The organism is Rheinheimera muenzenbergensis (assembly GCF_036984005.1).
Classification (GTDB): Bacteria; Pseudomonadota; Gammaproteobacteria; order Enterobacterales; family Alteromonadaceae; genus Alishewanella; species Alishewanella muenzenbergensis.
Map to the genome: position 1 here is coordinate 40,759 of NZ_JALAAR010000003.1, position 22,172 is coordinate 62,930.

The 22,172-nt window shown below is 53.5% G+C and carries 17 protein-coding genes; 13 read left to right on the top strand and 4 right to left on the bottom strand.

What is annotated here, in order from left to right; all coding sequences use genetic code 11:
* Positions 1-24 precede the first annotated feature (24 nt).
* Together MN202_RS04285 and prlC are read right to left on the bottom strand one after the other, a co-directional pair.
* A complete protein-coding gene (locus tag MN202_RS04285) occupies positions 25-522 on the bottom strand; it encodes a hypothetical protein (RefSeq protein ID WP_335734855.1) in 498 nt (165 codons plus the stop codon).
* A 60-nt stretch (positions 523-582) separates the two neighbouring features.
* Positions 583-2,631 (bottom strand): oligopeptidase A, encoded by a 2,049-nt coding sequence (gene prlC / locus MN202_RS04290; protein WP_335734856.1) that lies wholly within the window; start codon positions 2,629-2,631, stop codon positions 583-585.
* A 168-nt stretch (positions 2,632-2,799) separates the two neighbouring features.
* On the opposite strand from prlC, the gene gorA reads away from it, so the two are divergent.
* From gorA to MN202_RS04305, 3 genes are all read left to right on the top strand, one after another.
* A complete protein-coding gene (gorA, locus tag MN202_RS04295) occupies positions 2,800-4,155 on the top strand; it encodes a glutathione-disulfide reductase (protein ID WP_335734857.1) in 1,356 nt (451 codons plus the stop codon).
* Positions 4,155-6,122: an alkaline phosphatase D family protein gene (locus tag MN202_RS04300; protein ID WP_335734858.1), complete on the top strand. Its 1,968-nt coding sequence runs from the start codon at positions 4,155-4,157 to the stop codon at positions 6,120-6,122. Before gorA ends, MN202_RS04300 begins: the two co-directional genes overlap by 1 nt.
* A 150-nt stretch (positions 6,123-6,272) precedes the next feature.
* Complete coding sequence (locus MN202_RS04305) at positions 6,273-7,244, top strand: GGDEF domain-containing protein (protein WP_335734859.1); 972 nt, start codon at positions 6,273-6,275, stop codon at positions 7,242-7,244.
* A 45-nt stretch (positions 7,245-7,289) separates the two neighbouring features.
* Here the strand turns inward: MN202_RS04305 and MN202_RS04310 are convergent, their stop codons facing one another.
* Positions 7,290-7,604: a DUF2218 domain-containing protein gene (locus MN202_RS04310; RefSeq protein ID WP_335734860.1), complete on the bottom strand. Its 315-nt coding sequence runs from the start codon at positions 7,602-7,604 to the stop codon at positions 7,290-7,292.
* A gap of 61 nt (positions 7,605-7,665) precedes the next feature.
* Positions 7,666-9,999: a TonB-dependent receptor domain-containing protein gene (locus MN202_RS04315; RefSeq protein ID WP_335734861.1), complete on the bottom strand. Its 2,334-nt coding sequence runs from the start codon at positions 9,997-9,999 to the stop codon at positions 7,666-7,668.
* 265 nt (positions 10,000-10,264) lie between these two features.
* Here MN202_RS04315 and MN202_RS04320 point away from each other — a divergent pair, with 265 nt between their 5' ends.
* From MN202_RS04320 to MN202_RS04365, 10 genes are all read left to right on the top strand, one after another.
* The gene (locus MN202_RS04320; protein ID WP_335734862.1) at positions 10,265-11,638 is read left to right on the top strand and encodes an MATE family efflux transporter; all 1,374 of its coding nucleotides are present in this window, start codon (positions 10,265-10,267) and stop codon (positions 11,636-11,638) included.
* Positions 11,639-11,731: 93 nt separating this feature from the next.
* Positions 11,732-13,600 (top strand): IucA/IucC family protein, encoded by a 1,869-nt coding sequence (locus MN202_RS04325; RefSeq protein ID WP_335734863.1) that lies wholly within the window; start codon positions 11,732-11,734, stop codon positions 13,598-13,600.
* Positions 13,587-15,410, top strand: a complete 1,824-nt coding sequence (locus MN202_RS04330; RefSeq protein WP_335734864.1) for an IucA/IucC family protein — start codon at positions 13,587-13,589, stop codon at positions 15,408-15,410. The genes MN202_RS04325 and MN202_RS04330 overlap by 14 nt, the downstream gene beginning before the upstream one ends.
* Positions 15,397-16,686, top strand: a complete 1,290-nt coding sequence (locus MN202_RS04335; protein ID WP_335734865.1) for an AMP-binding protein — start codon at positions 15,397-15,399, stop codon at positions 16,684-16,686. The genes MN202_RS04330 and MN202_RS04335 overlap by 14 nt, the downstream gene beginning before the upstream one ends.
* Positions 16,687-16,699: 13 nt before the next feature.
* On the top strand, positions 16,700-18,031 hold the full coding sequence (locus MN202_RS04340) for a DUF6005 family protein (protein ID WP_335734866.1): 1,332 nt from the start codon (positions 16,700-16,702) through the stop codon (positions 18,029-18,031).
* Positions 18,028-18,891: a sugar phosphate isomerase/epimerase family protein gene (locus tag MN202_RS04345; RefSeq protein ID WP_335734867.1), complete on the top strand. Its 864-nt coding sequence runs from the start codon at positions 18,028-18,030 to the stop codon at positions 18,889-18,891. The genes MN202_RS04340 and MN202_RS04345 overlap by 4 nt, the downstream gene beginning before the upstream one ends.
* Before the next feature lie 2 nt (positions 18,892-18,893).
* Positions 18,894-19,223, top strand: coding sequence for a hypothetical protein (locus MN202_RS04350; protein ID WP_335734868.1), 330 nt, complete (start codon positions 18,894-18,896; stop codon positions 19,221-19,223).
* Positions 19,213-19,473, top strand: a complete 261-nt coding sequence (locus MN202_RS04355) for a hypothetical protein (protein WP_335734869.1) — start codon at positions 19,213-19,215, stop codon at positions 19,471-19,473. Before MN202_RS04350 ends, MN202_RS04355 begins: the two co-directional genes overlap by 11 nt.
* Positions 19,470-21,026 (top strand): PepSY-associated TM helix domain-containing protein, encoded by a 1,557-nt coding sequence (locus MN202_RS04360; RefSeq protein ID WP_335734870.1) that lies wholly within the window; start codon positions 19,470-19,472, stop codon positions 21,024-21,026. Before MN202_RS04355 ends, MN202_RS04360 begins: the two co-directional genes overlap by 4 nt.
* A 20-nt stretch (positions 21,027-21,046) precedes the next feature.
* Positions 21,047-22,165, top strand: coding sequence for a heparan-alpha-glucosaminide N-acetyltransferase domain-containing protein (locus MN202_RS04365; protein WP_335734871.1), 1,119 nt, complete (start codon positions 21,047-21,049; stop codon positions 22,163-22,165).
* Positions 22,166-22,172: the final 7 nt, after the last annotated feature.

A 22,172-nucleotide genomic window follows, 5' to 3' on the forward strand; every position in this document is an offset into this window, starting at 1 on the left:
TTAGCGTTCAGACCAGTAGCAAACTCAATAGCTTGCTGTATCTGTGCCGGTTTTTAATGTACAGACGCCGTTTTCCAGCACCACTGCAGGTTTGGGCACTATGGCGCAGTCGGACATCAGCCCCAGCCGTTCATTTTCTGCTTTGGCGGCACTATTGTACTTTTCAATCAGCGCTAACAGTACCGTCTCATTTTTATCTTTCAGCGAATAGGCAATATAGCTGGCCGGCCCGCCACACGGCTTACTGCCAAAACCGGCGACCCGGCATTGCTGCACGTTATCGGCGCGGGCTTCACCAATCAGCGCCATAATTTCCGCCCGCATGCTGGTTAAATCTGCTACTTCGGCCATTTGCTGTTTCCTCGCTTTCATCGCCGTTAACGGATCTTTTACCGGATCTATCGGCTCGACCACCGGTTTAGGCAGCAGACGCTCAGTGTCAGCCGTACCGCTTGCCTGCCCCTGCTGACAAGCCGATAACACCAGCACTGCCAGTAACGGCAATAATCTGTTTGTACGCATAGCACCTCCTGTTATTTGCGTTTCAGCTTGGCAGAGCGGCGCTGAATTGGCAATGAATTGTTAACCGGCAATGCCCATATGCCGCAACAAGGCTTCATTTGATGGCTCGCGGCCACGGAAACCTTTAAACAATTCCATCGGCTCGGCACTGCCGCCACGCTCTAAGATCCAGCGTAAAAAATCCCGCCCGGTGCCGGCATTAAAAATACCTTCTTCTTCAAAACGGCCAAACGCATCGGCTGACAATACTTCAGCCCACAGGTAGCTGTAATAGCCAGCGGCATAACCGCCGGCAAAAATATGGCCAAAACTGTGTTGAAAGCGGTTAAAGCGCGGCGGAATAACAACTGACACTTCGCTGCGTACTTCGTCCAGCATTTGCTGTACCCGGCCGCCCAATGCCGGCTCATACTCGGCATGCAAACGAAAATCAAACAATGCAAACTCCAACTGGCGCACTAAAAACATCGCTGACTGGAAGTTTTTCGCCGCCAGCATTTTGTCCAGCAAGTCTTGTGGCAGTGGCTCGCCCGTTTCATAATGGCCGGAAATAATTGCCAGCGCCTCAGCCTGCCAGCACCAGTTCTCCAGGAACTGGCTTGGCAGCTCTACCGCATCCCAGGCCACGCCGTTAATACCGGCCACTGCGGCTGCATCCACTTTGGTCAGCATATGGTGAATACCGTGGCCAAATTCATGGAATAAGGTCACCACTTCATCATGGGTAAACAGCGCCGGTTTGCCACCTACCGGTTTATTAAAGTTGCAGGTTAAATAGGCCACCGGCGTTTGCACACTGCCACCTTGCAACACACGCCGGCCCTGACAGTCGTCCATCCAGGCACCGCCGCGCTTTTTCGCCCGCGCATATAAATCTAAATAAAAGCTACCGCGCAGCTCACCGTCAGCCGCAAAAATATCGTAAAACTTAACATCCGCGTGCCACACATCGACGCCATCGCGCTGTTGAACCGTTACACCAAATAACTTTTGCAGCACGCTAAACAAGCCGCTTACCACTTTATGCTCAGGGAAATACGGCCGTAGCTGCTCGTCCGATATGGCATACTTGGCCTGTTTCAGCTTTTCGGCATAGTAGGTAATATCCCAGGCGGCCAGCTCTGTCAGCTGGTATTCGCGCTGGGCGAAGGCACGTAGCTCGGCCAAATCCTGCTCGGCTTGCGGTTTGGCACGGCGGGCTAAATCGTGCAGAAAATCCAGTACCTGCGACGGTGACTCTGCCATCTTGGTTGCCAGTGATTCTTCTGCGGCGTTGTTAAAATCCAGTAGCTGCGCCAGCTCATGTTTTAAGGCCAGCGTTTCTTCAATAATGGCGCTGTTATCAAACTGGCCGGCCGTCGGGCCCTGCTCTGACGCCCGGGTGCAATAAGCGCTGTACAACTCTTCTCGCAGTTGCCGGTTATCAGCGTAGGTCATTAACGCTATGTAGCTGGGAAACTCCAGCGTAAATACCCAGCCATCCAGCTCGCGGTTTTTTGCCTCGTCAGCTGCCGCCAGTTTGGCATCTTCCGGTAAACCGGCTAAATCGGCTTCATCGGTAATATGCTTAAACCAGGCTTGGGTTGCATCCAGTGTATTGTTAGAAAACTGCGAGCCTAAATCGGATAACCGGCTTTGAATTTCGCCGTAGCGCTGCTTTTTTTCTGCCGATAAACCAATGCCCGACAGCTTAAAATCGCGCAAGGCATTTTGAATCACCTTTTGCTGCGCCGGCGTTAAAGCGGCGTAGTCAGCACTGTGCGCCAGTTGCTGATATTTTTGGTATAAACCTTCATGCTGCCCCTGCCAGGTGCTGAATTCTGACAATAGCGGCAGACAGCTCTCATAGGCCTCACGCAGCTCTGGCGTATTGACGACAGAGTTCATATGCGACACCGGCGACCACAATTTATCCAAACGTTCTTCGTCTAGCTCCGGCTGTGCGATTAAACTATCCCAGCTTACGTCAACAGCCGCCACAGCGCGTTCTACAGCAGCACGGGCCTGTGCTATCGCCTGCTCTACTGCAGGTTTAACCTGCTGTGGGCTAATGCGGGAAAATGGCGGTAAGCCGGCGAACGACAGCAATATATTTTCAGAAGCAGACATAATAAACCTTAATTGCGATGGCAAAATATTACCGTTAATGTTGGGGCAGTCAGCACTATTGTCAATGCAGATCGATACCGCTTACTGCAGTTCTGCTGGTTACTGTCTTGCAAAAGCCGGCCTTACCCCATATAACCTGTGCATTAATCAGCAATCCGGGACACAGATATGAGCCGTCATTTTAATTACTTAGCCATAGGCGCCGGTAGCGGCGGTATTGCCGGGGCCAACCGCGCTGCCCAACGTGGTGCCAGCGCCGCCGTTATTGAAGCTAAAGCCGTAGGCGGCACCTGCGTTAATGTCGGTTGCGTACCAAAAAAAGTAATGTGGTACGGTGCCCATATTGCCGAAGCACTAAAATACAGCCCGGATTACGGCTTTGACGTGACGCAAAATAGTTTTAACTGGTCCACGCTGGTGAAAAACCGCGAAGCCTATATTCAGCGTATTCATGCCAGCTATCAAAAAGGCTTTGATGCCAATGGCGTAACCCTTATTCAGGGATTTGCCCGCTTTGTTGATGCCCATACGGTAGAAGTAAACGGCGAGCGTATCACGGCCGATCATATTACTATCGCTACCGGCGGCCGCCCCAGCCGGCCACAGATCCCCGGCAGCGAGCACGGTATCGACTCCGACGGCTTTTTTGCTTTAACCACCCAGCCGAAAAAAGCCTTAGTGATAGGTGCAGGCTATATCGCGGTGGAAATTGCCGGCGTGCTGCATGCACTGGGCACAGATACGCATCTTTTAGTACGCAAAGACCGGCCACTGCGTAATTTCGACAGCGACATTACCGATATGCTGCTTGAACGCATGGCGCAGGATAAGCTCAACCTGCACAGCCACACTGAAGTCAGCCGGGTGGAAAAAACCGCCGCCGGAACACTGACAGTATACTGCAGCAGCGGCAGCGTTTTTAACGATGTCGATTGCCTGATTTGGGCTATCGGCCGCGAGCCGGCAACCGACAAGCTAAATTTGGTCTCTGCCGGTGTGCAGACCGATGAACAGGGCTTTATCCGCACCGATAAATACCAAAACACAAATGTGAAAGGGATTTATGCCGTTGGCGATATCACCGGTGAAGCTCAACTGACGCCGGTGGCCGTCAAAGCAGCCCGACTGCTGGCCGAGCGGCTGTTTAACCCGGCCATGCCAGATGCGCATATGGACTATTCGCTAATACCTACAGTGGTATTCAGCCACCCGCCTATTGGCACTATTGGCTTAACCGAAGCCGAAGCTGTTGCGCAATATGGCGCGGCTAATGTCAAAGTGTATCGCAGCAACTTTGCCGCCATGTATAACGCCATTACAGCACACCGCGCACTGAGCCGCTTTAAGCTGGTGTGCGCCGGAGCGGATGAAAAAGTGGTTGGCCTGCACGGCATTGGCGAAGGCATGGACGAAGTGCTGCAAGGCTTTGCCGTAGCAATAAAAATGGGTGCTACTAAGGCCGATTTCGACAACACCGTAGCGCTGCACCCAACCAGCGCTGAAGAGTTTGTTACCCTGCGCTAATGCCAACACTAGCAGCGGATACAACGCAAGACGCCGCCCTGCCATTAGTATTGGCCGGGCCATTGCTGCGCGCCGTCACGCCACAACGTTTTACGCTGTGGCTGGCGACCAGCCGGCCGGTGCAGCTGCAACTTAGTCTGTTACCCGACAACGGCGAGCCTCAGCATTTTACGGCACTGCAAATGCAGCAACATTGTCAGACAGTGCGCTGTGCCGGCAAACTGTATTTGCAGCTTATTCATGTTCCGCTGCAACAAGCGCTGCCAACCGGCTGCTGGATAGGTTATGACTTAACCCTGGCGGATAAATCGGATAATCCGCAACCCGACTGGTTGGGCTGGCAACACTGGGCAGCCGATATAGTGTATGCCGGCCGCAACACCCCGGGCTTTGTTATTCAGCCCCAACTCAGCCGGTTACTGCATGGCTCCTGTCGTAAGCCGCATTATCCCGCCGAGGATGGCTTGCTGGCGGCAGATTTATACCTGCAGCAACAGGCAGCAGAGCACTGGCCGGCGTTGTTGTTACATAGTGGTGATCAAATATATGCCGATGACGTGGCTGCGCCGATGCTAAATGCCATTCACCGGCTCATCGGCCAGTTGGACTTTACCGATGAAAGCTTGCCCTGCTCTGCTGTCACCAAATCATCTGAACTGCATAGTAGCAAACCTTACTATTATCGCCGTGAAACCTTATTACCAAAAACAGAAGGCAGCCGGGCTGTTATCACTCAGCTGTTTAAAGGTGCTAAAAAGCCGGTATTTACTTCGGACAATGCCCGAAACCATTTGATCAGTCTGGCAGAAATGTTGGGCATGTATTTATTGGTATGGTCGCCGGCAGGCTGGCTGGATGATGCAACGCAGCTCACTGCCGATATCGCCGCTCAACTTAGCGAAGAGCAACAGCAAACCTTCAACAAGCATCAACAGATTATTCAGCAGTTTGCCGCTGGTCTTAGCAAAGTAAGGCGGGTATTGGCGCACCTGCCCAGCGCGATGATTTTTGATGATCATGATGTCACGGACGACTGGAACCTTACCGCCGAGTGGGAGCAAACAGCCTATAACCACGATTTTTCCCGCCGCATTATCGGTAATGCCTTAATCGGCTATTTGCTCTGTCAGGGCTGGGGCAATACGCCTGAGCGCTTTACGCCCGATCTGCTCAAACAGGCAGAACACGCCTTCGCCAACAGCGGTTCTGAACAGCATCAGCAGCTTATCACTGAGCTGCTGCGTTTTAACCAGTGGCATTATCAATGGCCTACTGAGCCGCCGCTGCTGGTATTGGACACCCGCACCCGGCGTTGGCGCTCGGAAGTTAACATAGGCAAGCCCTCCGGCCTGCTGGACTGGGAAGCCATTACCGAATTGCAGCAAGACCTTATCGGTCATGATGCGGTGGTGCTGGTATCACCGGCACCGGTATTTGGCGTGAAATTAATTGAAGGCGTGCAAAAGTTATTTACGTTTTTTGGCCGGCCGCTGCTGGTGGACGCCGAAAACTGGATGGCGCACCGCGGCACCGCTTATGCGTTGATGAACTTATTCCGCCACCCTAAAACACCGAAGCACTTTGTTATTTTATCCGGCGATGTGCACTATTCATTTGTCTATGAAGTCAACCTGCGTGGCCAACAAGGCGGGCCGGATATCTGGCAAATTACCAGCAGTGGCTTAAAAAACCAGTTTCCACCCCGCTTGCTGGATGTACTGGATCGGCTTAACCGCTGGCTGTATTCGCCACGCTCGCCACTAAACTGGTTTACCAAACGCCGCAGTATGAAGATTGTGCCGCATAAGCCCGACACGGCTAAAGCCGGCGAGCGTTTGCTGAATCAATCCGGCATAGGCCTGGTTGAGCTTAACGCCGATGGTTCACCAAAGCAGGTGTTTCAGCTCACCAGCCAGGGTAAAAAAATAGCCTTTAACATCAGCGAAACGGATGCACGCTGGGAATAACCGGCACAATAGCGCCGCCCGGACATAGCCGCATTTGCCACAGTTAATTTACTCCCATGCCTGTTAATTGGCTGATAGTTTCTGTGCTATCAACAGCGTGCTGAATTATTGACTAAGCTGTGTGAAGACTATTGTTATCGGGACGCATAAATGGATTTTATCACTGACTTATTAAACGGCGATTTTATGCCGCATGGCCATTGTTTGTTGTGGCGTACCGATTTACTGATACTGCATGTCGGTGGCGATGTATTGACCTTTATTGCCTATATGCTGATACCGTTAGCGTTAGTGAGGTTGGTGCGGGCACGGGACGATTTACACTTTAATTCGATATTTTTGCTGTTTGCCGGCTTTATTTTTTTCTGCGGTGCAACCCATCTGTTGGGTATCATTAACGTCTGGCACGGTTATTACTATATTCATGGCATTGTAAAATCGCTGACCGGTGTTATTTCTATACTGACCGCCATTATGCTGTGGTACTTGTTGCCCCAGGCGATAAGCATTCCGAGTAAGCGCAGTATGCAAATTACCATCGCTGAATTAGTGCAGGCGGAGCGAAAACTGGCCGAAGCCAACCAGCATCTGGAAGCCGAAGTAAAAAAACGCACCGCGCAGCTGGAAAAAATGGCTACCACAGATGATTTAACCGGCTTGTGCAACCGGCGTGAAACGATGCGCCTGCTTGAGTTGGAGATTGCCCGGGCCGCACGCCAGCATACGGCATTGAGTATTATGATGCTGGATTTAGATCACTTTAAAGCCATCAACGACAACTATGGCCATCAGGCAGGCGATGTTACGTTAAAATCCGCCGCAGAAAGCTTTGCCCTATTGCTGCGCAAGACAGACTTTATTGGCCGCATTGGCGGTGAAGAGTTTCTGATTATTTTACCCGACACCGCTATAGACAATGCGTCTGCGCTGGCAGAGCGTATTCGCCAGGCACTGCAGTTACAATCGACTGAAAACCCTTCTATACCAGCGTGCACAGTCAGTATAGGTGTAGCGCAGTGTCGACCCGACGATAGCCTGCACGACCTGATCCAACGTGCCGATGAATCACTGTATCAGGCAAAATCCAAAGGCCGCAATTGCGTGTCGCAGGCGCCAAACTAACCGGCCCAACCGGCTTAATCCCCGCTGGCAACTGCAATCGCGCCGTTACTGCCAGTTCAGTTCTGGCGCTTCAGCTTTGGCAAAGCGGATGAAATGCCGGTCCATGGTATCGACGATATCCATTAAGTCTTGCTGCGAAGCGGCGCTGCAAATCAGCTGTAAACCTAGGGCATCGGCTTCTAAGCTGCAGACACCTTCGGCAAAGATAACCTGGCCACGGTTTTCGTCCCAGTCGGCGCGCACCTTGTGTGCAAAATGCTTGCACAAGCGTTGCAAATACTTACTGCCGTTAGCCGTTGTTATCCGGGCTGTGCACTGCAGTTGAGGCGTAAGTTGCGCTGTGGTTTCTGCTTCAGACATGTTATTACTCCTGCCACCATGTCGGCAACCGGCGGCATAGCCGCCGCTTGCCTGATACAACTTAAAACTGCCAGGACAGGCTCAGGCGAACATCGCGGCCTGGCTCTTTATGACTGGCAAAGCCTTCCCAGATTTCGCTGTAATCAGCAAAGCTGGAGTGATCGCGATAAGCTTTATCAAAGGCATTTTTCACCATCAGACGCAGTCTGATATTGTCGTTAACATCATAGCTGGCGTAGAAGTCATGCAGGCTGTAGCCTGGCTTGCGCAGTGTGACTACTTCACTGACGTCTCCACTGCTAACCACATTGTGCAGCGCAACTATGCCGTCCAGCGCCTGCACATGTGTGAAGAACCAGCCAACTTCCAGATTTTCCAGCACACTGTAGCTGACATCCAGGCTAAACGTATCACCACGGGAGTTACCGATAGCCCGCTGTTCGTAGCCTTCAAGTTTAATGCCATCATAAATAAGCGGCTGACCATTAACTAAGGCAGGCGCCTGAATTTTAGCAATATTAAAGGCGTTAAAATCAGCACTGTAGGCCGCCAGATTAACAATAGCGGCACCGTTAGCATCAAACGCATTGGTCGCCACATTAGGCTGGTAGTTATGCAGCTCGCTATTGTTATGCACATAGCTGGCAACCATACGCAGCTCATCTTTCTGATAACCAAGCTTGAGCTCTACGCCGTTTGATTCAATATCACCAATGTTGCGCACATTGGTGCCGCCAACTTCAAGGTTCATGGCGTTATCCAGCGTAGACTGGTAAGCGGCAATTTTAAACATCAGGCCGTGCTGGTTGTACTGCAGACCCACTTCGGTATTCTCTGCCTCTTCCGCTTCAATGCCGGGTTCGACACCGTTATAGTCAATGGTAAAAGTATCGCCCACTTCTTTGCCGCGTAACGCCTGGGCATAACCTGCCGTTAACTGCCAGGCCGGTGTCAGTTGCCAGGCTAAACCCAGGTTGGCACTTAAACCATCACTGCTGACTTTGATATCTTCAGAGCTGCGGCTAAGGTAACTAAAGCTGCCATCCGGCCCGGCGACCCGGCCAACCGGCGTCAGGGTGTCAAAATCGGCGACCAGGAAAAACCCTGCCTCAGCTACCTGAGGATACTGGGCGGCAACAGCCGCAAAATTGGCCTGATTTTCAGCATAAAACTTGTGCGTGGTGTTCAGGCTGTAATCGTCATAACGCAAACCAAAGCTAAGCAGCAGGGTTTCACTGATGTCCCAGTGATTTTGTGCATAGATCCCCAGCACCTTACCGGTTTCCTCTGCACTCAACGCTTGTCCCAGCGTGCCGGCTGACGAGCGTTGGTCACGATATTCGACCCCAACCGTCAGGCTATGGGCTGCCAAATCCAGCGTATTACGGATATCGCCGCCACGGGTGGTAATTTGCCCCTGATAAGGGTGCCAGGCGCGGTTACCTTTCACCAGCAGCGATTGCTCGGTATCGTACAAGGTAACCGCCAGGTTCAGCAGGCTACCCTGCTGAATACCATAGTTGAACACGGTAGTGCTGCGCTCGGTTTCAATCGGAAAGATCGGGTTGCTGGCTGAAATCGGGAAATTAGGCTTAGAGGGAAAGCTGCCCTCTTCTTCGCGGGTTTCGTAGCTTAGTGACAGGTACTGACCATGCTCAAATTCAGCGCTTAGCTTGATAAAGTTCAGCTCCTGCTCGGTATCAGTCGCCTTACGCACCGTCTTACCTGTTGCATCGGTAAACTCGTAAGCGATTTCGTTGCCATCACCGTCTTTGTAGCTGTCACTGTCTACTTTTACGTGCGACGCCAGCAGGCTCCAGTTGTCATTGATCCGGCCATAAGCGCTGGCACTGTATTTGTAAAAGTCATTGCTGCCACCGCCTATTTTCAGTATGCCACCAAAGCGCTGATCTTTATTTAGCAGATCATTGGCGTCTTTGGTCTGAAAGCGGATAGCACCGCCGATAGCACCTGAGCCGGCGGTAGCTTCACCGGCTCCTGCCTGCACTTCAACGCTTTTTAGCAGTTCCGGCTCTATCGCCAGCCGGCCAATGTGGTGAAACAGGGTGCCGGTTTGCGGCGCGCCGTCAACGGTAACGTTAAGCATAGTGTCTTCAAAGCCACGAATGTACACCAGTTGAGTAATGCCCAGACCACCACCGCCCACGGTAACCGAAGGCTCCAGCCGGAAGATGTCACTTAAATCATTGGCCTGTATTTTTTCGATGTCGTCTGCCGTTACGGCAAAGTTAGTGGCCGCACCGACCACAGAGATCCGCTCTATATTCTGCTGCTGTGCGGTATTTTCGCTGTGTTGCGCTACAGCAGAGTGGCTGAGCAGTGCCAGTGATATGGCCAGCGGCAGAGCCGCTACGTTTTTGTGTATATTTTGCATTGGCGGTAGGCGTCCTGTGTTTTATGCTAAATGCTTAAATGATAATAATTATTATTTGCAAGGCATTATAGGAATCGGCCGTCCAAAGAAAATGAAATTTACAATTGTTACATTTACAGCTGCCGGCACGCCGGCTGCTATCCCTCCAGAGTCGCGCCGGACAGAATGTCACAATTGTAACCTTGATTGCTGAGCCAGGCTCTGCCGCGTAGCATCATGCCGCCATAGCGAATTGAATACTGATGGGTATGGGGAAAACGCCTGAATGATGACATCACCTGATAGCAATCCGGCGCTTGCAGGGCCGGTCGTAAAGACCTTTTTTTACTATCTGCTGCCCTCTGTCGTGGGCTTGCTGGCCCTCACTACGGCTAACCTGGTGGATGGCATTTTTGTGGCTAATCAGCTCGGGGCCAACGCCCTGGCGGCCATAAGTTTGTTGTTGCCCTACTTCAGCTTACTGATAGCCATTTCTTTGATGCTGGCAATAGGTGGCGCCGTTACTGTGGGTAAATACCTCGGGCAACAGGATAGCGCCATGGCGTCAGCGCTGTTTAGTAAGGTGATGATGCTGGCCGTGCTGCTAAACAGCGTCTTTGCCATCGCCAGTTTTCTGGCGGAACCCTGGCTGTTGTGGTTGCTCCGGGCCCCGCCCGAGGTGCAACCGCTGATGCAGCACTATCTGGCGGTGATGCGCTGGGTATTTATCGGCCAGTTAAGCACTATGGTGCTGTATTATTTTGTCCGGATGGACGGTCATCCGCTGCTGGCAACCTGGGCGCTGGTGACAGGGGCACTGAGCAACATCTTATTTGATGCGCTGTTTATTGTGCACTGGCAACTGGGCATGGCCGGGGCGGCTTATGCCACGGCAATAGCACAGTTGCTGCAATTTGCCGTGTTAGCCAGCTGGTTTTTCAGCCGGCGCCGCAGTTTGCGCTTTTCGTGGTATCAGCAAAACTGGCAACTGCTGTGGCGAACGGCCTACAATGGCTGCTCCGAATTTATCAATGAAGTGTCCGTCGGTCTGTTATTTCTGTTGCTTAACTGGTTGCTGGTACTGCAACTGGGTAGCGCAGGGGTGGCGGCATTTAGCCTGGTTAACTATCTGATTTTTTTCAGTGTAATGCTCAGTTACGGCGTAGCCGATGCGCTGCACCTGTTAGTCAGTCAGAATTTCGGCGCCGGTAAACGGCGGCGCGTTAGTCAGTTCCTCAGTTTGTCGTTGCTGACAACCGGCGCTTTGGGTTGCGGGCTGGTATTGGTGCTAATTTTTGCCCATGCGACGATTGCAGCTTGGTTTCTGTCTGCTGAAGCCGCCACTGTCGCGCAACTGTCGGGCCATATCATGTTGCTGCTGTGGCCGCTGTTTCTGGTTAATGGCGCTAATATAGTGCTGAGTTGTTATCTCACGGCAGTGCATCAGCCCGCTGCATCAGCCACTCTGGCGTCTTGCCGCAGTATAGTATTGCCGGCGGCCATGCTATTGCTGTGTTATGGCCTGTTTTACCAGGCTGCGGTGTTTAACCCTGCTCCGGCACAGTGGCTATTCCTGATCGGCTTACCGGCAGCGGAATGGCTAACCTTTCTACTGGCGCTGGCTTACGTCTGGCGTTTTCGACCTGCCAGCCTGCCGTGAAATGTAACAATTGTAAATTTATTTGCGGACGAGAATAGTTATCATTAACTTACTAGGCAATTTACTAACAGGCGCAAGCTTCAGGAGTTATGCATGGCATTTCAGGCCAGGCACGTCGCAGATAATGCATCCTTTCAGGCATTTGTTAACGCTTATCTCAGAGAAATTCAGCCAGGCGTCTGGCATTCTGGTTGCCAGTGGCAAAGATGCTGCGGCCTGGCAATAGATCCACAAAGCCAGTACGTCATTGAATTGCAATTGGCCAACACCGGACAACGTCTGGCAATTGGCGTTGCGTATCGCTCTGTGGTCGGCAGACACAGACTGACGGCTTGTTATCAGTTACAAACGGCCAGTCTGGACTGGCAACCGCTGGACTCGATATCGGCCATTATGCTGCTTATTCAGGAAATTTATGCCCAGCCACAACGGCGCGCAGAAGTCAGTGAGCAACAACTGGAACTGACGGCCCGCACGCTGGAAAGCCACCAGATCATGACACAGTATCTGCAGGCCAGGTTTGACGATCCGCTGCTGCACAGCACGCGCTTTATCGACAGCGAGCAGTCTATTCTGTTTGGCCACTGGCTCCACCCTACGCCCAAGTCACGTCAGGGCATGCATCGTTGGCAGCATGCACACTATGCGCCTGAGCTTAAAGGCCGGTTTAAGTTGCACTTTTTCGCGGCGGCCGCAGAGCGGGTGATACAAAACTCGGCGTTGACGCAAAGCGCAGCGCAGATCGTGGCAGACATTGCCTGGCGTGAGCCCGACACGGCGCTACGGCGGCAGGCAGAACAGCTTTGCCAGCAAGGTATGGTGCTGCTGGCCGTGCATCCGCTGCAGGCGCAGTGGTTAGTTACGCAGCACAATATCCAACAGCTGCTTGGCACTGAGCAACTGGTTGACATCGGGCCACTGGGGCCGCTGTTTACCGCTACGTCATCGGTGCGCACCCTGTATTGTGACGAACTCAATTACATGGTGAAAGTGTCCATTCCGGTCAAGATCACCAACTCACTGCGTATTAACATGCACTACGAGCTTGAAGCTGGTGTGGCTCTGGCCAGATTACTAAGCAGCAACGGCTTTAGCCAGCGCCAGCCTGAGTTTCGGCTAATCGCTGATCCGGCCTACTTGTCGCTGGCGTTGCCGCAGCAGCAGGAAAGCGGTTTTGAATTGATTATCCGCGACAATCCGTTTTATCAGCAAAGCGCCGACACCGGGTTAGCCGGCGTGCAGTCGTTGGCAGCCTTACTGCAAGAGCCGGTTTTACCGGCGCAGCCGTCCAGGTTGGCGAAAATTATTATGCAGTTAAGCCAGCAGCAGGGTACCTCGCTACAGCAAACCAGCCTCGACTGGTTCAACCGCTACTGGCAGTGCGCCATAGCGCCGGCCATTCAACTGTTTGACCAACTGGGCATAGCACTGGAAGCTCACCAGCAAAACTCGATTCTGGAATTAAGCAACGGCTATCCGGGCGCCTATTATTACCGCGACAATCAGGGCTTTTATCTGGCCGAATCGCAACGTGATAGCCTGCTGCAGCTTGAACCCGGCCTGCAGCAATGCGCTAAATTGTTTTACCCCGACGCGGTGATATGTGATCGCTTTAGTTATTATTTGATCATCAATCAGTTGTTTGCCGTAATCAACCGCTTTGGTCTGGATGATCTGCTGTCTGAAGCGCTATTGCTGCAAGAAGCGCGTAACCGTTTGCTCAGCCTGTTGCCCCGGATGTCAGAACGCGGCCGGGCGTTGATAGCGTCAATACTGTACCGCCAGACCATACCCTGTAAAGGCAACCTGCTAACCCGGGTCGAGGACGTCGACGAATTGCAGGCCGATAACGAACTGGCCGTTTACACCCGGATAAGCAATCCGTTGTACACCGCCAGCAAGCTGGCCGGGCCTGCCTCCGGCGATGAGAGCTCAGCAGAGGTAGCGCTTGAGCTGGCCTGAGGTTATTGCATCTGAGGATGTTGCATCTGAGGAAATTGCCCCTGAGCTGTCACGCCCCAGGCAGACAGCGGTTAACTGCCCCCATCGCGCCCGGGTACTGCGGCAACTGCTGGAAGCTGTGCTGTTTGAGCAGATAGTGCCCTACCGGTTTGATGGCCGCTATTTTAGCTTTCACATCGCAGGGCAAGCTTACCGGGCCCGCGGCAGGCTGTCGGGTTTTGGCCGGGTACGTCTGGTCGCAGGCGATATCTGCCAACTTAATAACGGCGTGGCGCAGAGGGTCGATTTAGCCGCGCTGGTTCAGGCGTTACCCGGCAATCCTGATGCTGCGCAGCGGCTGTTGCAGGAGCTGGAGCAAACTATCAGTTTTTGCCGCTGGAACCAGCAGCAGCTGCGCCGTACTGAGCCGCGTCGCGGCCTTGGCTATATCGCACTGGAGTCGGCCATTGACGAAGGCCATCCTTATCACCCCTGCTTTAAAGCCCGCAGCGGCTTTAGCCTGGCCGACCATGCCCGCTATGGGCCTGAAGCCGGTCAGCCATTTCAGCTGTGCTGGCTGGCGGTACGACGGCCCTATCTGGCGATGCAACTGGATTGCCCAAGCGAAACAGCATTTTGGCAACGCGAACTGGGTAGTGCAACCTGGCAGCAGCTGTGCAATGCCATGCTGGCTGAAGGCGCGGCACTGACCGATTACGCCTTATTACCGGTGCATCCGTGGCAGCTTAACGCATTACAACAGGCTATTGAGCAGCCTGTCGCGCGCCGGCATCTGATCCTGCTTGGTAGCGCCGGTGACTATTATCAGGCGGGTATTTCACTGCGCACGCTGTTTAATGTCAGCCACAACCATAAAGCCAACATTAAGCTGCCGCTTAATTTGGTGAACAGCTCGTCGCTGCGCACTATAGAACCGCATTCTGTCTGTACAGCACCGCGGCTAAGCCGGTGGCTGCAAAGCGTAATGGCGCAGGATCCCTGGTTTGAACAAAACCCAGCGTTGGCTATTCAGTCTGAATACGCCGGCCTGGTATTAAACGACGCCGCAGCCAGCCCTGAGCAGCATTGGCTGGTAAAACTGGCGCCGTCATTAAGTGTGATATTTCGTGATAGCCGGCCGTTGCTTACCAGCGGTTACTGCGCAACGCCCTTTGTCGCCTTAACGCTGACAGAAACAGACGGCGCCGCCTTTATTGCGCCCTGGCTGCAACGCTATGGCATACAAAACTGGTTAGATCGGCTGATCGAGGTGGCAGTGATACCGGTTTGGCACTTGCTGGTACGCCATGGTATCGCGCTGGAAACCCATGCGCAGAACATGACGCTGTTACACGATAATGGCTGGCCACAACAGCTGGTGCTGCGCGATTTTCATGAAAGCCTGGAGTTTGTCAGCACCTTTTTAGCCGCCCCCGCGCTGCAACCGGATTTTGCCGGTTTGCACCCGGATTACCGCCAGGGCGCAGACGATCGTTATTACTGGATGTCTTCTATCGAAGCGCTGCGCGAGCTGCTGGTCGATACGCTGTTTGTCTATAACCTGACCGAGATGGCGTTTTTACTCGAACAGCAGTTTGCTTATCCCGAAGCACTGTTTTGGCTACGGATAGATCAGGCGCTAAGCCGCTACGCCGCAACAGCAAAAGGCTGGTCGGCCCGGCTGGCGCAGCTGGATCTGCATCAGGCGCAGATCCAGACAGAATCGCTGCTGCGCAAAAAACTCAGCGGCCAGCCGGGTAGCGAATTTCACCATAGCATTACCAACCCCCTGTATCAGAGCCGCCATGGAGCCAGCGATGTTATATATTGATGATACTTTTTACCCCCAAGCGGCGTTACAACAGCAGTTTGCTCACTTTGCCGGCATAGCGCAGTTGCAGCAGCCTGGCCGCCATATTGCTTACTGCCTGCCAGATACCTTTGTCGGACTGGCGCTGTGCCTGTACGCCAGAGAGCAGCAGCTGTCAGTGTTGCCAATTCATGCCAGCACGCCCAGAGCCCTGGCCGAGCGCTATGCCCAGAAGGCTGGCTGTGAGCTGCTGTTTTATGGCGAGCTCAATACAGCGATTAGTCTTGAGACAGCGCCTGACAACAGCGCAGCCGGCCTGATCCAGCTCAGCTCCGGCACCACAGGGGCATCAAAGTGCATCAAGCGCAGCTGGTCAGACATAGCGGTAGAAATTAGCAGCTATTGCCGGCATTTTCCTGAGGCGCAGCACATGACTCCGCTGGTGGCCTGCCCGGTAACCCATTCTTATGGCTTAATTTGTGGCGTGCTGGTAGCGCTGCAGCGTGGCCTGACACCGCGCATTATTACCAATATCAATCCGAAGTTTTTACTGAAACACCTGCTGGCCAGCGATAACCCCTTGCTGTACACCTCACCGGCTATGTTAAGCGCTTTGCTGCCGTTCTGGCCCAAAGGCAGCCAGCTGCACGCGGCAATGATTTCCGGCAGCCTGATGTCGGCCCCGGCATTTGCGCAGGTACGGCCGCAGATCAGGCATCTGTTTCAACAATATGGCTGCTCTGAAGTGGGCTGTATCAGCCTGAACCGCGACACCCAAAGTGCCACTGCCATAGGCACTGTGCTGCCCCATTTGCAGGTCAGCGCAGGCGCCTCAGGCAGCGCAGCGGAAGAAATTTGTGTCAGCCAGGCTGATACCGCCGCAGTGATTCGTACCCAGGATCTGGGTTATTTCAGCTGCACAGCGCAGGGTGAGCCGCTGCTGCATTTTGTCGCCCGTCAGGACGATACCATCATAGTGGCAGGCATGAATGTCTACCCGCAAGACGTTGAAGATGTGGTGTTAGCGCATCCGCAGGTTCGCGATGCGGTGCTGTTTAAAGTACCGGACGTACAGGCCGGCCAGCGTGCCTGTTTACAGTTTTGCAGCGACAGTGCATTAAGCGCTGATGCATTAAGGCGCTGGTGCTGTCAGCACCTGGCTGACTGGCAGGTGCCGCATCATCTGGAGGCGGTGGCGCAAATCCCGCGTCTGGCCAACGGTAAAATTAATCGAAAACAGCTTGCGGCCAGCTGGCTGGCGTTACAAGCCGGCCAGACAGCACAAGCAGCAGGGTAATACACACAGCATTATGCAAAAAAATACTGTTATTTCAGCAATACGACAGGTATTGCACAATGAACTGCAATGTCAGTACCTGGACCGCTTCCATGCCCAGGCGCGTCTGAACGAAGACTTATATCTGGATTCAGTGCTGCTGATGCAGCTGTTACTGCATCTGGAGCTGTCACTCGGTATAACCGTACCCGACAGCGCATTGAATAAGCAGGATTTGGCCACCGTTGATAGCCTGGCACAATTCTTATTAAGCCAGGGTACGCCGGCACAACTTGCCGACAACGCTGTTGAAAGTGCAGCGCCTGAGCCGGCAGCGGAATTTGACGATATTAAGGTGCACTGCTTTGTCAGTTGTCTGTGTGAGATCATTAAAGCGGATGAGCGGGTCGATCACCGGCCGTTTTACTTTGGTGTCTGGGATGCACAGGTATTAATCGATGCGCAATGCCGGCTGGCTTACCATGCGCCGACGCTAAACCATGATTTTTTCCGCCGCTGGTTTCAGCGCATCTATGGTGTGGCGGTCAATCCCTGGTACCGGCCAGAGCTGAGCAAAGCGCAAAATCTGCAGCTAATGCAAACGCTGTTGCAGCAAAAAAGCGCCAGCGAACAGCTGATGGTGATGCTGGATTTGTATTTGCTGCCAGAGCGGGAAAATAAATTTAACCAAAATCCCTTTCCACACTATGTGCTGCTGACCGAAACCGACGATCCGGAGCAGTGGTTTATGTCCGATCCGGATTTTCGCTGGCAAGGTGTACAGCGCAAACAGCAGGTGTTACAGGCTCTGGCCTCCGAGGCGGTAGCCGGCGGCTTTATTTTTGACAGCAAGCAAATTAAACCGGCAGAAAATCAGGTAATTGCCGACTATTTTCTGGCTTGTATCAAGCGTGACAGCAACCCGATGACAGACCGGGTACGCCAGGTGGTACAGCACCATGCCGCACCATCGGCGGCTGGCCCTGCACTGACTCAACTGGGTGCAGCACTGCATCATTTGCCGGTGCTGGCGATCCGCAAATACGCCTTTGAGCATGCTTTTGCGTTTTTCTGGCTTGATATTGGCTTTGACGAGACGGAGTTTGAAGCCTGGTGCGAGGTGATTGAAGATCTGGTTAGCAGCTACAAAAAAATACAGTACCGGGCGATGAAACTATCCACCGGCCAACTGTCGCCAGCACAGCAGAGCGCGCTGTTTGACGAGATTTATCAGCTGTTGGATCAGCAGGACGCGACGGAATTTCGCATTAAGGCGCGTTTGTATCAGCTATTTGAGCAGTGGTGTGGCATACATCAGTTAGGCTTCGCGGCCAAGGCCGCAGGCAGTGCAGAGGTGAGCCTGTGAAACTGTCCGTTTGCACTATTTCTTTTCGCCATCAGTTAATCTCTATTGCTGAGATCGCCAGCTTTGCCAGGCAAAACCATTTTCAGGGCATTGAGCTTTGGGGCGCGCATGCAAAGAATCTGGCCGAGCAGCCGCAGTATGATCAGCACTGGTTAGCCGGCTATGGCCTGAAAACCAGCATGCTCAGTGATTATTTGCCGTTACTGGCCGACGAGGCCGTGCTGTATCACAAAGTGCAGTTATTAGCCCGGCTGGCACGCCACTGGGGCAGCGAAAAAATCCGCACTTTCGCCGGTGCCGTCGGCAGTAGCAGCCTGGACGGGCAGCAACGGCACGCCTTGTTTAGCCGCTTACAGTTGGTGTGTGACTGGCTGGCACCACATGGCATCAATCTGGTGATAGAGACACACCCTAACACCTATGCCGATTCTGTCAGCGCTACGCAGCAGCTGTTTGCCGAAGTAAACCGCAGCAATATGCAACTTAACTTTGACGTGCTGCATGTGTGGGAGTCCGGTGCTGACATACGCGCCGCGCTGGACGCACTGCAGGAGCTGATCCATCATTTTCACTTTAAAAATATCAGCGATGCAGCCCATCTTAGCGTGTTCGCGCCGGACAATGTCTATGCAGCGGCCGGTTCCAGAGAAGGCATGGTACCAATCTTTGACGGTGTGGTGGACTATGCCGGCTTTATCGATTATCTGCAGCAGCACCCTAACGCCAGATTGCGTAACCTGGACGCCTCGCTGGAGTGGTTTGGCAACCACTGCAAAAAAATACTGGGGCGCGACCGTTACCTGTTGCAGCTGCAACAACAACATAACCAATCACCAGCTTTAGTGCTGCCGGGAGCTTAGCAGTGTTGATCAAATTTATCGCCCTGCAACTAGTCTGGTTTGGCAGTGCGGCCTGGTATTGCAGCTCGGATAAGCAGCAATTATTGCGCCGTCCCCTGGCCCGCAACGTTGCTGCGCTGGCTTTGCTGACCGGCACAGTAGGCGCCGTTTTATTACTGTGCCAGCTGTATCCCTGGTTAGCCGCCAGCTTTAGCGTGTTGACGCTGCTGATGTTTTGCTGGTGTTTACTGGCGCTGCTGTCAGCGCACTGGCCCAAAGCGCTAAGCACTCTGGGCGCCGGTGCTTTGCTGATGACACTGCTGGCGCTGCTCGGAGGTGCCAATGTGGCTTAAGTCTATCGTGGCCATGCTAATGGGTTTGCTGATTAACGCCAGCCTGATGCTCAATCTGACCTTAGTGTTGCCCCTTGCCATCGATGTGTTACTGCTGCTCGGGTATGTACTGGGTTTTCTGCTCTGGGCCGGTGTAATGACCTGGTTTTATTGCTGCGTATCGCTACGCCAGGCCCTGCGCCCCTGCACACCGGTATTGCTGGTGTCTGTGGCGTTAAATGTGTTACTGCTACTGGGAGAGCGCCAATGAAAGCGCAAACGCTGCGCTCAGCACTGGACGGCCATGGCTGGCTGGGGATCTTTATCTCAGTGCCGTTATTTATTATCTTCTGGGCCGGCTCGTTAACGCTGTTCTATCCCGAGCTGAAAAAATGGGCCGAACTGCCACAGTTTCCGGTCGATACGACACAGGCCGTGCTACCGGTTGATCAGGTGCTACGCCAGACACTGGCGCAGTATCCGGTAGACCACAGCCAAACGCTGTTTTTGGTGTTGCCGGATGAAAACCTGCCCTGGTATCAGTTTTATCTGCCGCAGTTGCCTGCAGCAGACGGCGTGAAAGCCGATATGCTGGAGTTACTGGTACACCCGGTCAGCGGTGACGTAGTGACAACGGCGGAGCAGTTTCATTTCGCCGATTTTCTGTATAAGTTGCACATAGATTTACAGTTACCGGCCGGTGATTACTTAGTCGGTATTATCACGCTGTTGTTTATGGTGATCATCTTTACCGGTGTGGTGGTGCAGTTTAAAAAGTTATTCAGCCATTTTTTCCTCTATCGCACCGATAAAACATCGCGCTACCAGCTAACTGACCTTCACAATGTAATTGGCGTAATAAGCTTGCCCTACAGTTTTATCTTTGCGCTGACCGGGCTGATGTTTAACCTGGGGCTGATCTCACAACTGGTTACCCTGACACTGGTGTATGACGGCGACAGACAACGCCTGCTTGCCGATGCCGGTTTCGCCCGTGTTGTAGCGCAGCCGTCAGGCCAGGTACAGCAGATGCCGGATTTGGATCAGCTGATTGCTGACTGGGAGCAGCAGCAAAATGCCCATGCCCACTCGGTACGCCTTAACCATTATGGCGACCAGAATGCCCTTATCCGCCTGATTGGCCAACATAACGACAACTTTGCCCAGCGCATTGATATGACCTACCGGGTGCGGGACGGCCAGTTTCCGCCTGACATTAACCCGGCACAGCGCAACGCCTTTGCCGATGGCACCCGCTTTTTGTATGCGCTGCATTTTGGGCATTTTGCCGGTGTCGATCTGCGCATTATCTACTTTTTGTTAGGCCTTGGCGTCTGCGCCATCATAGTGGCGGGCAATATGCTGTGGCTGAATAAATACAGTAAAAAACGCGACATTTCGCCACGGGTCTGCCGGTTGTTACATGCCACAACGCTTGGCGGCTGTATCGGCATAGTGCTGGCGACTGGTGTCGGCTTTTTGCTCGAACGCACGCTGGCACCCGCCTGGTTAAACCGCACGCCGGTAATTGAAATCGCCTTTGCCGGCACGCTGTTGTTTAGCATGCTGGCCGCCTGGTTCAGCCACCGGGCAAAGCACTTCGTGCGCCAGGGCATGCTGGCGTGCGCGCTGCTGTTGCTGCTAACCGTTGCCGGCGATGTGCTGATGTTCGGCCCCCAGCTGCTGCAGTTAGCCCAAACCGGCTCTGCCGAAGTGCTGGCGGTCAGCTGCAGCTTTGCACTGCTGGCCATGCTATTGCTGTGGCTGGCCAGTCGGTTTCGGCTAACAGCCAGCCAACAGCCAGAATATCAGTACCAACAATAATCACACCACGAGGATAGACCATGTCTGCAACGCGCCCGCAGCTAGCTGCCAATTTAACCCGCACCGGGCGACTTGCCACTTTTGACATCGCCAAAGGGCTGGCGGTGTTATTGATGATTATGATCCATGTGCTGGATTTTTACGGCTTACCCGAAGTACGCGCCGGTGCCTTTGGTGCCACGCTGAAATTTGCCGTCGGCTGGCCTGCCGCATCTATGTTTGTGTTTATTATGGGCGTGTTTGTCAGTTATACGGCTAACAGCAGTTTGCGCCAGGACTTGTTACGTGCAGCCGCTTTATTCGCGCTGGGTTATGCACTTAACCTGGGCCGCAGTACTGTGCCGATGTGGCTGTCGATTGAGCTGGGCCTGGTAACCACTGCTGAGGTCGCCCCTCATACGCCGTTATCTGAATTGTTGATCGTTGACGTGTTTCAGTTTGCCGGCCTGGCACTAGGCATTTGTACCTTGCTGCGCCACGGCTTGGCAAGGCCGGGTTACTGGCTAACAGCCGCGCTGGCCGTTGCCTTTGTCTCGCCACTACTCTGGGATGCGCGCAGCGGCAATCCGCTGCTGGATGAAGTCTTAAAACTCTTTGTCGGTAATCAACAACAGGGCGCCATGTTTCCGCTGTTTCCGTGGCTGGCCTATCCGCTACTGGGTATGATAATGGGGCACTGGCTGCGCCGGCAACCGGATCTCCATAGCGCCTTGCGCCGCTGCATGCTGCCTGGCTTGGTATTAATGGCCGCCGCAGCCCTGTTGATAGCCACTAACCCAAGCTATCATATCGCTGACAATTTACGCAGCGGTCCGGGTTTAATCCTGTTTTTTACCGGGCTGATCCTGGTGGTTTTATCCGGCTGTCATCTGCTGGTGCAACACTTAGCGCAACACAACCGCGCCCTGGCACTGCTGCGCTTTTGGGGCGAGCGGGTAACGGCAATCTATGTCGTGCAATGGCTGCTAATTGGCTGGGGGCTGATGCTGTTTGGCTTGCAGCAAATGCCGCTGCTTCACAATCTGCTGGCCATGCTGGGCGTGTTAGTATTGTCAGATTTGACGGTGCGCGGCTGGTGTAACTTAGCTAAGCGGCAGCGCCAACAGCCGCTGCCTGCATCACAGCCAAATTTATCCTGAGCGGCGA

Bases quoted from the DNA above. Each gene is read 5' to 3' on its own strand.
- MN202_RS04285 (WP_335734855.1), bottom strand. From the start codon at position 522: ATGCGTACAAACAGATTATTGCCGTTACTGGCAGTGCTGGTGTTATCG.
- prlC (WP_335734856.1), bottom strand. From the start codon at position 2,631: ATGTCTGCTTCTGAAAATATATTGCTGTCGTTCGCCGGCTTACCGCCA.
- gorA (WP_335734857.1), top strand. From the start codon at position 2,800: ATGAGCCGTCATTTTAATTACTTAGCCATAGGCGCCGGTAGCGGCGGT.
- MN202_RS04300 (WP_335734858.1), top strand. From the start codon at position 4,155: ATGCCAACACTAGCAGCGGATACAACGCAAGACGCCGCCCTGCCATTA.
- MN202_RS04305 (WP_335734859.1), top strand. From the start codon at position 6,273: ATGGATTTTATCACTGACTTATTAAACGGCGATTTTATGCCGCATGGC.
- MN202_RS04310 (WP_335734860.1), bottom strand. From the start codon at position 7,604: ATGTCTGAAGCAGAAACCACAGCGCAACTTACGCCTCAACTGCAGTGC.
- MN202_RS04315 (WP_335734861.1), bottom strand. From the start codon at position 9,999: ATGCAAAATATACACAAAAACGTAGCGGCTCTGCCGCTGGCCATATCA.
- MN202_RS04320 (WP_335734862.1), top strand. From the start codon at position 10,265: ATGATGACATCACCTGATAGCAATCCGGCGCTTGCAGGGCCGGTCGTA.
- MN202_RS04325 (WP_335734863.1), top strand. From the start codon at position 11,732: ATGGCATTTCAGGCCAGGCACGTCGCAGATAATGCATCCTTTCAGGCA.
- MN202_RS04335 (WP_335734865.1), top strand. From the start codon at position 15,397: ATGTTATATATTGATGATACTTTTTACCCCCAAGCGGCGTTACAACAG.
- MN202_RS04340 (WP_335734866.1), top strand. From the start codon at position 16,700: ATGCAAAAAAATACTGTTATTTCAGCAATACGACAGGTATTGCACAAT.
- MN202_RS04355 (WP_335734869.1), top strand. From the start codon at position 19,213: ATGTGGCTTAAGTCTATCGTGGCCATGCTAATGGGTTTGCTGATTAAC.
- MN202_RS04360 (WP_335734870.1), top strand. From the start codon at position 19,470: ATGAAAGCGCAAACGCTGCGCTCAGCACTGGACGGCCATGGCTGGCTG.
- MN202_RS04365 (WP_335734871.1), top strand. From the start codon at position 21,047: ATGTCTGCAACGCGCCCGCAGCTAGCTGCCAATTTAACCCGCACCGGG.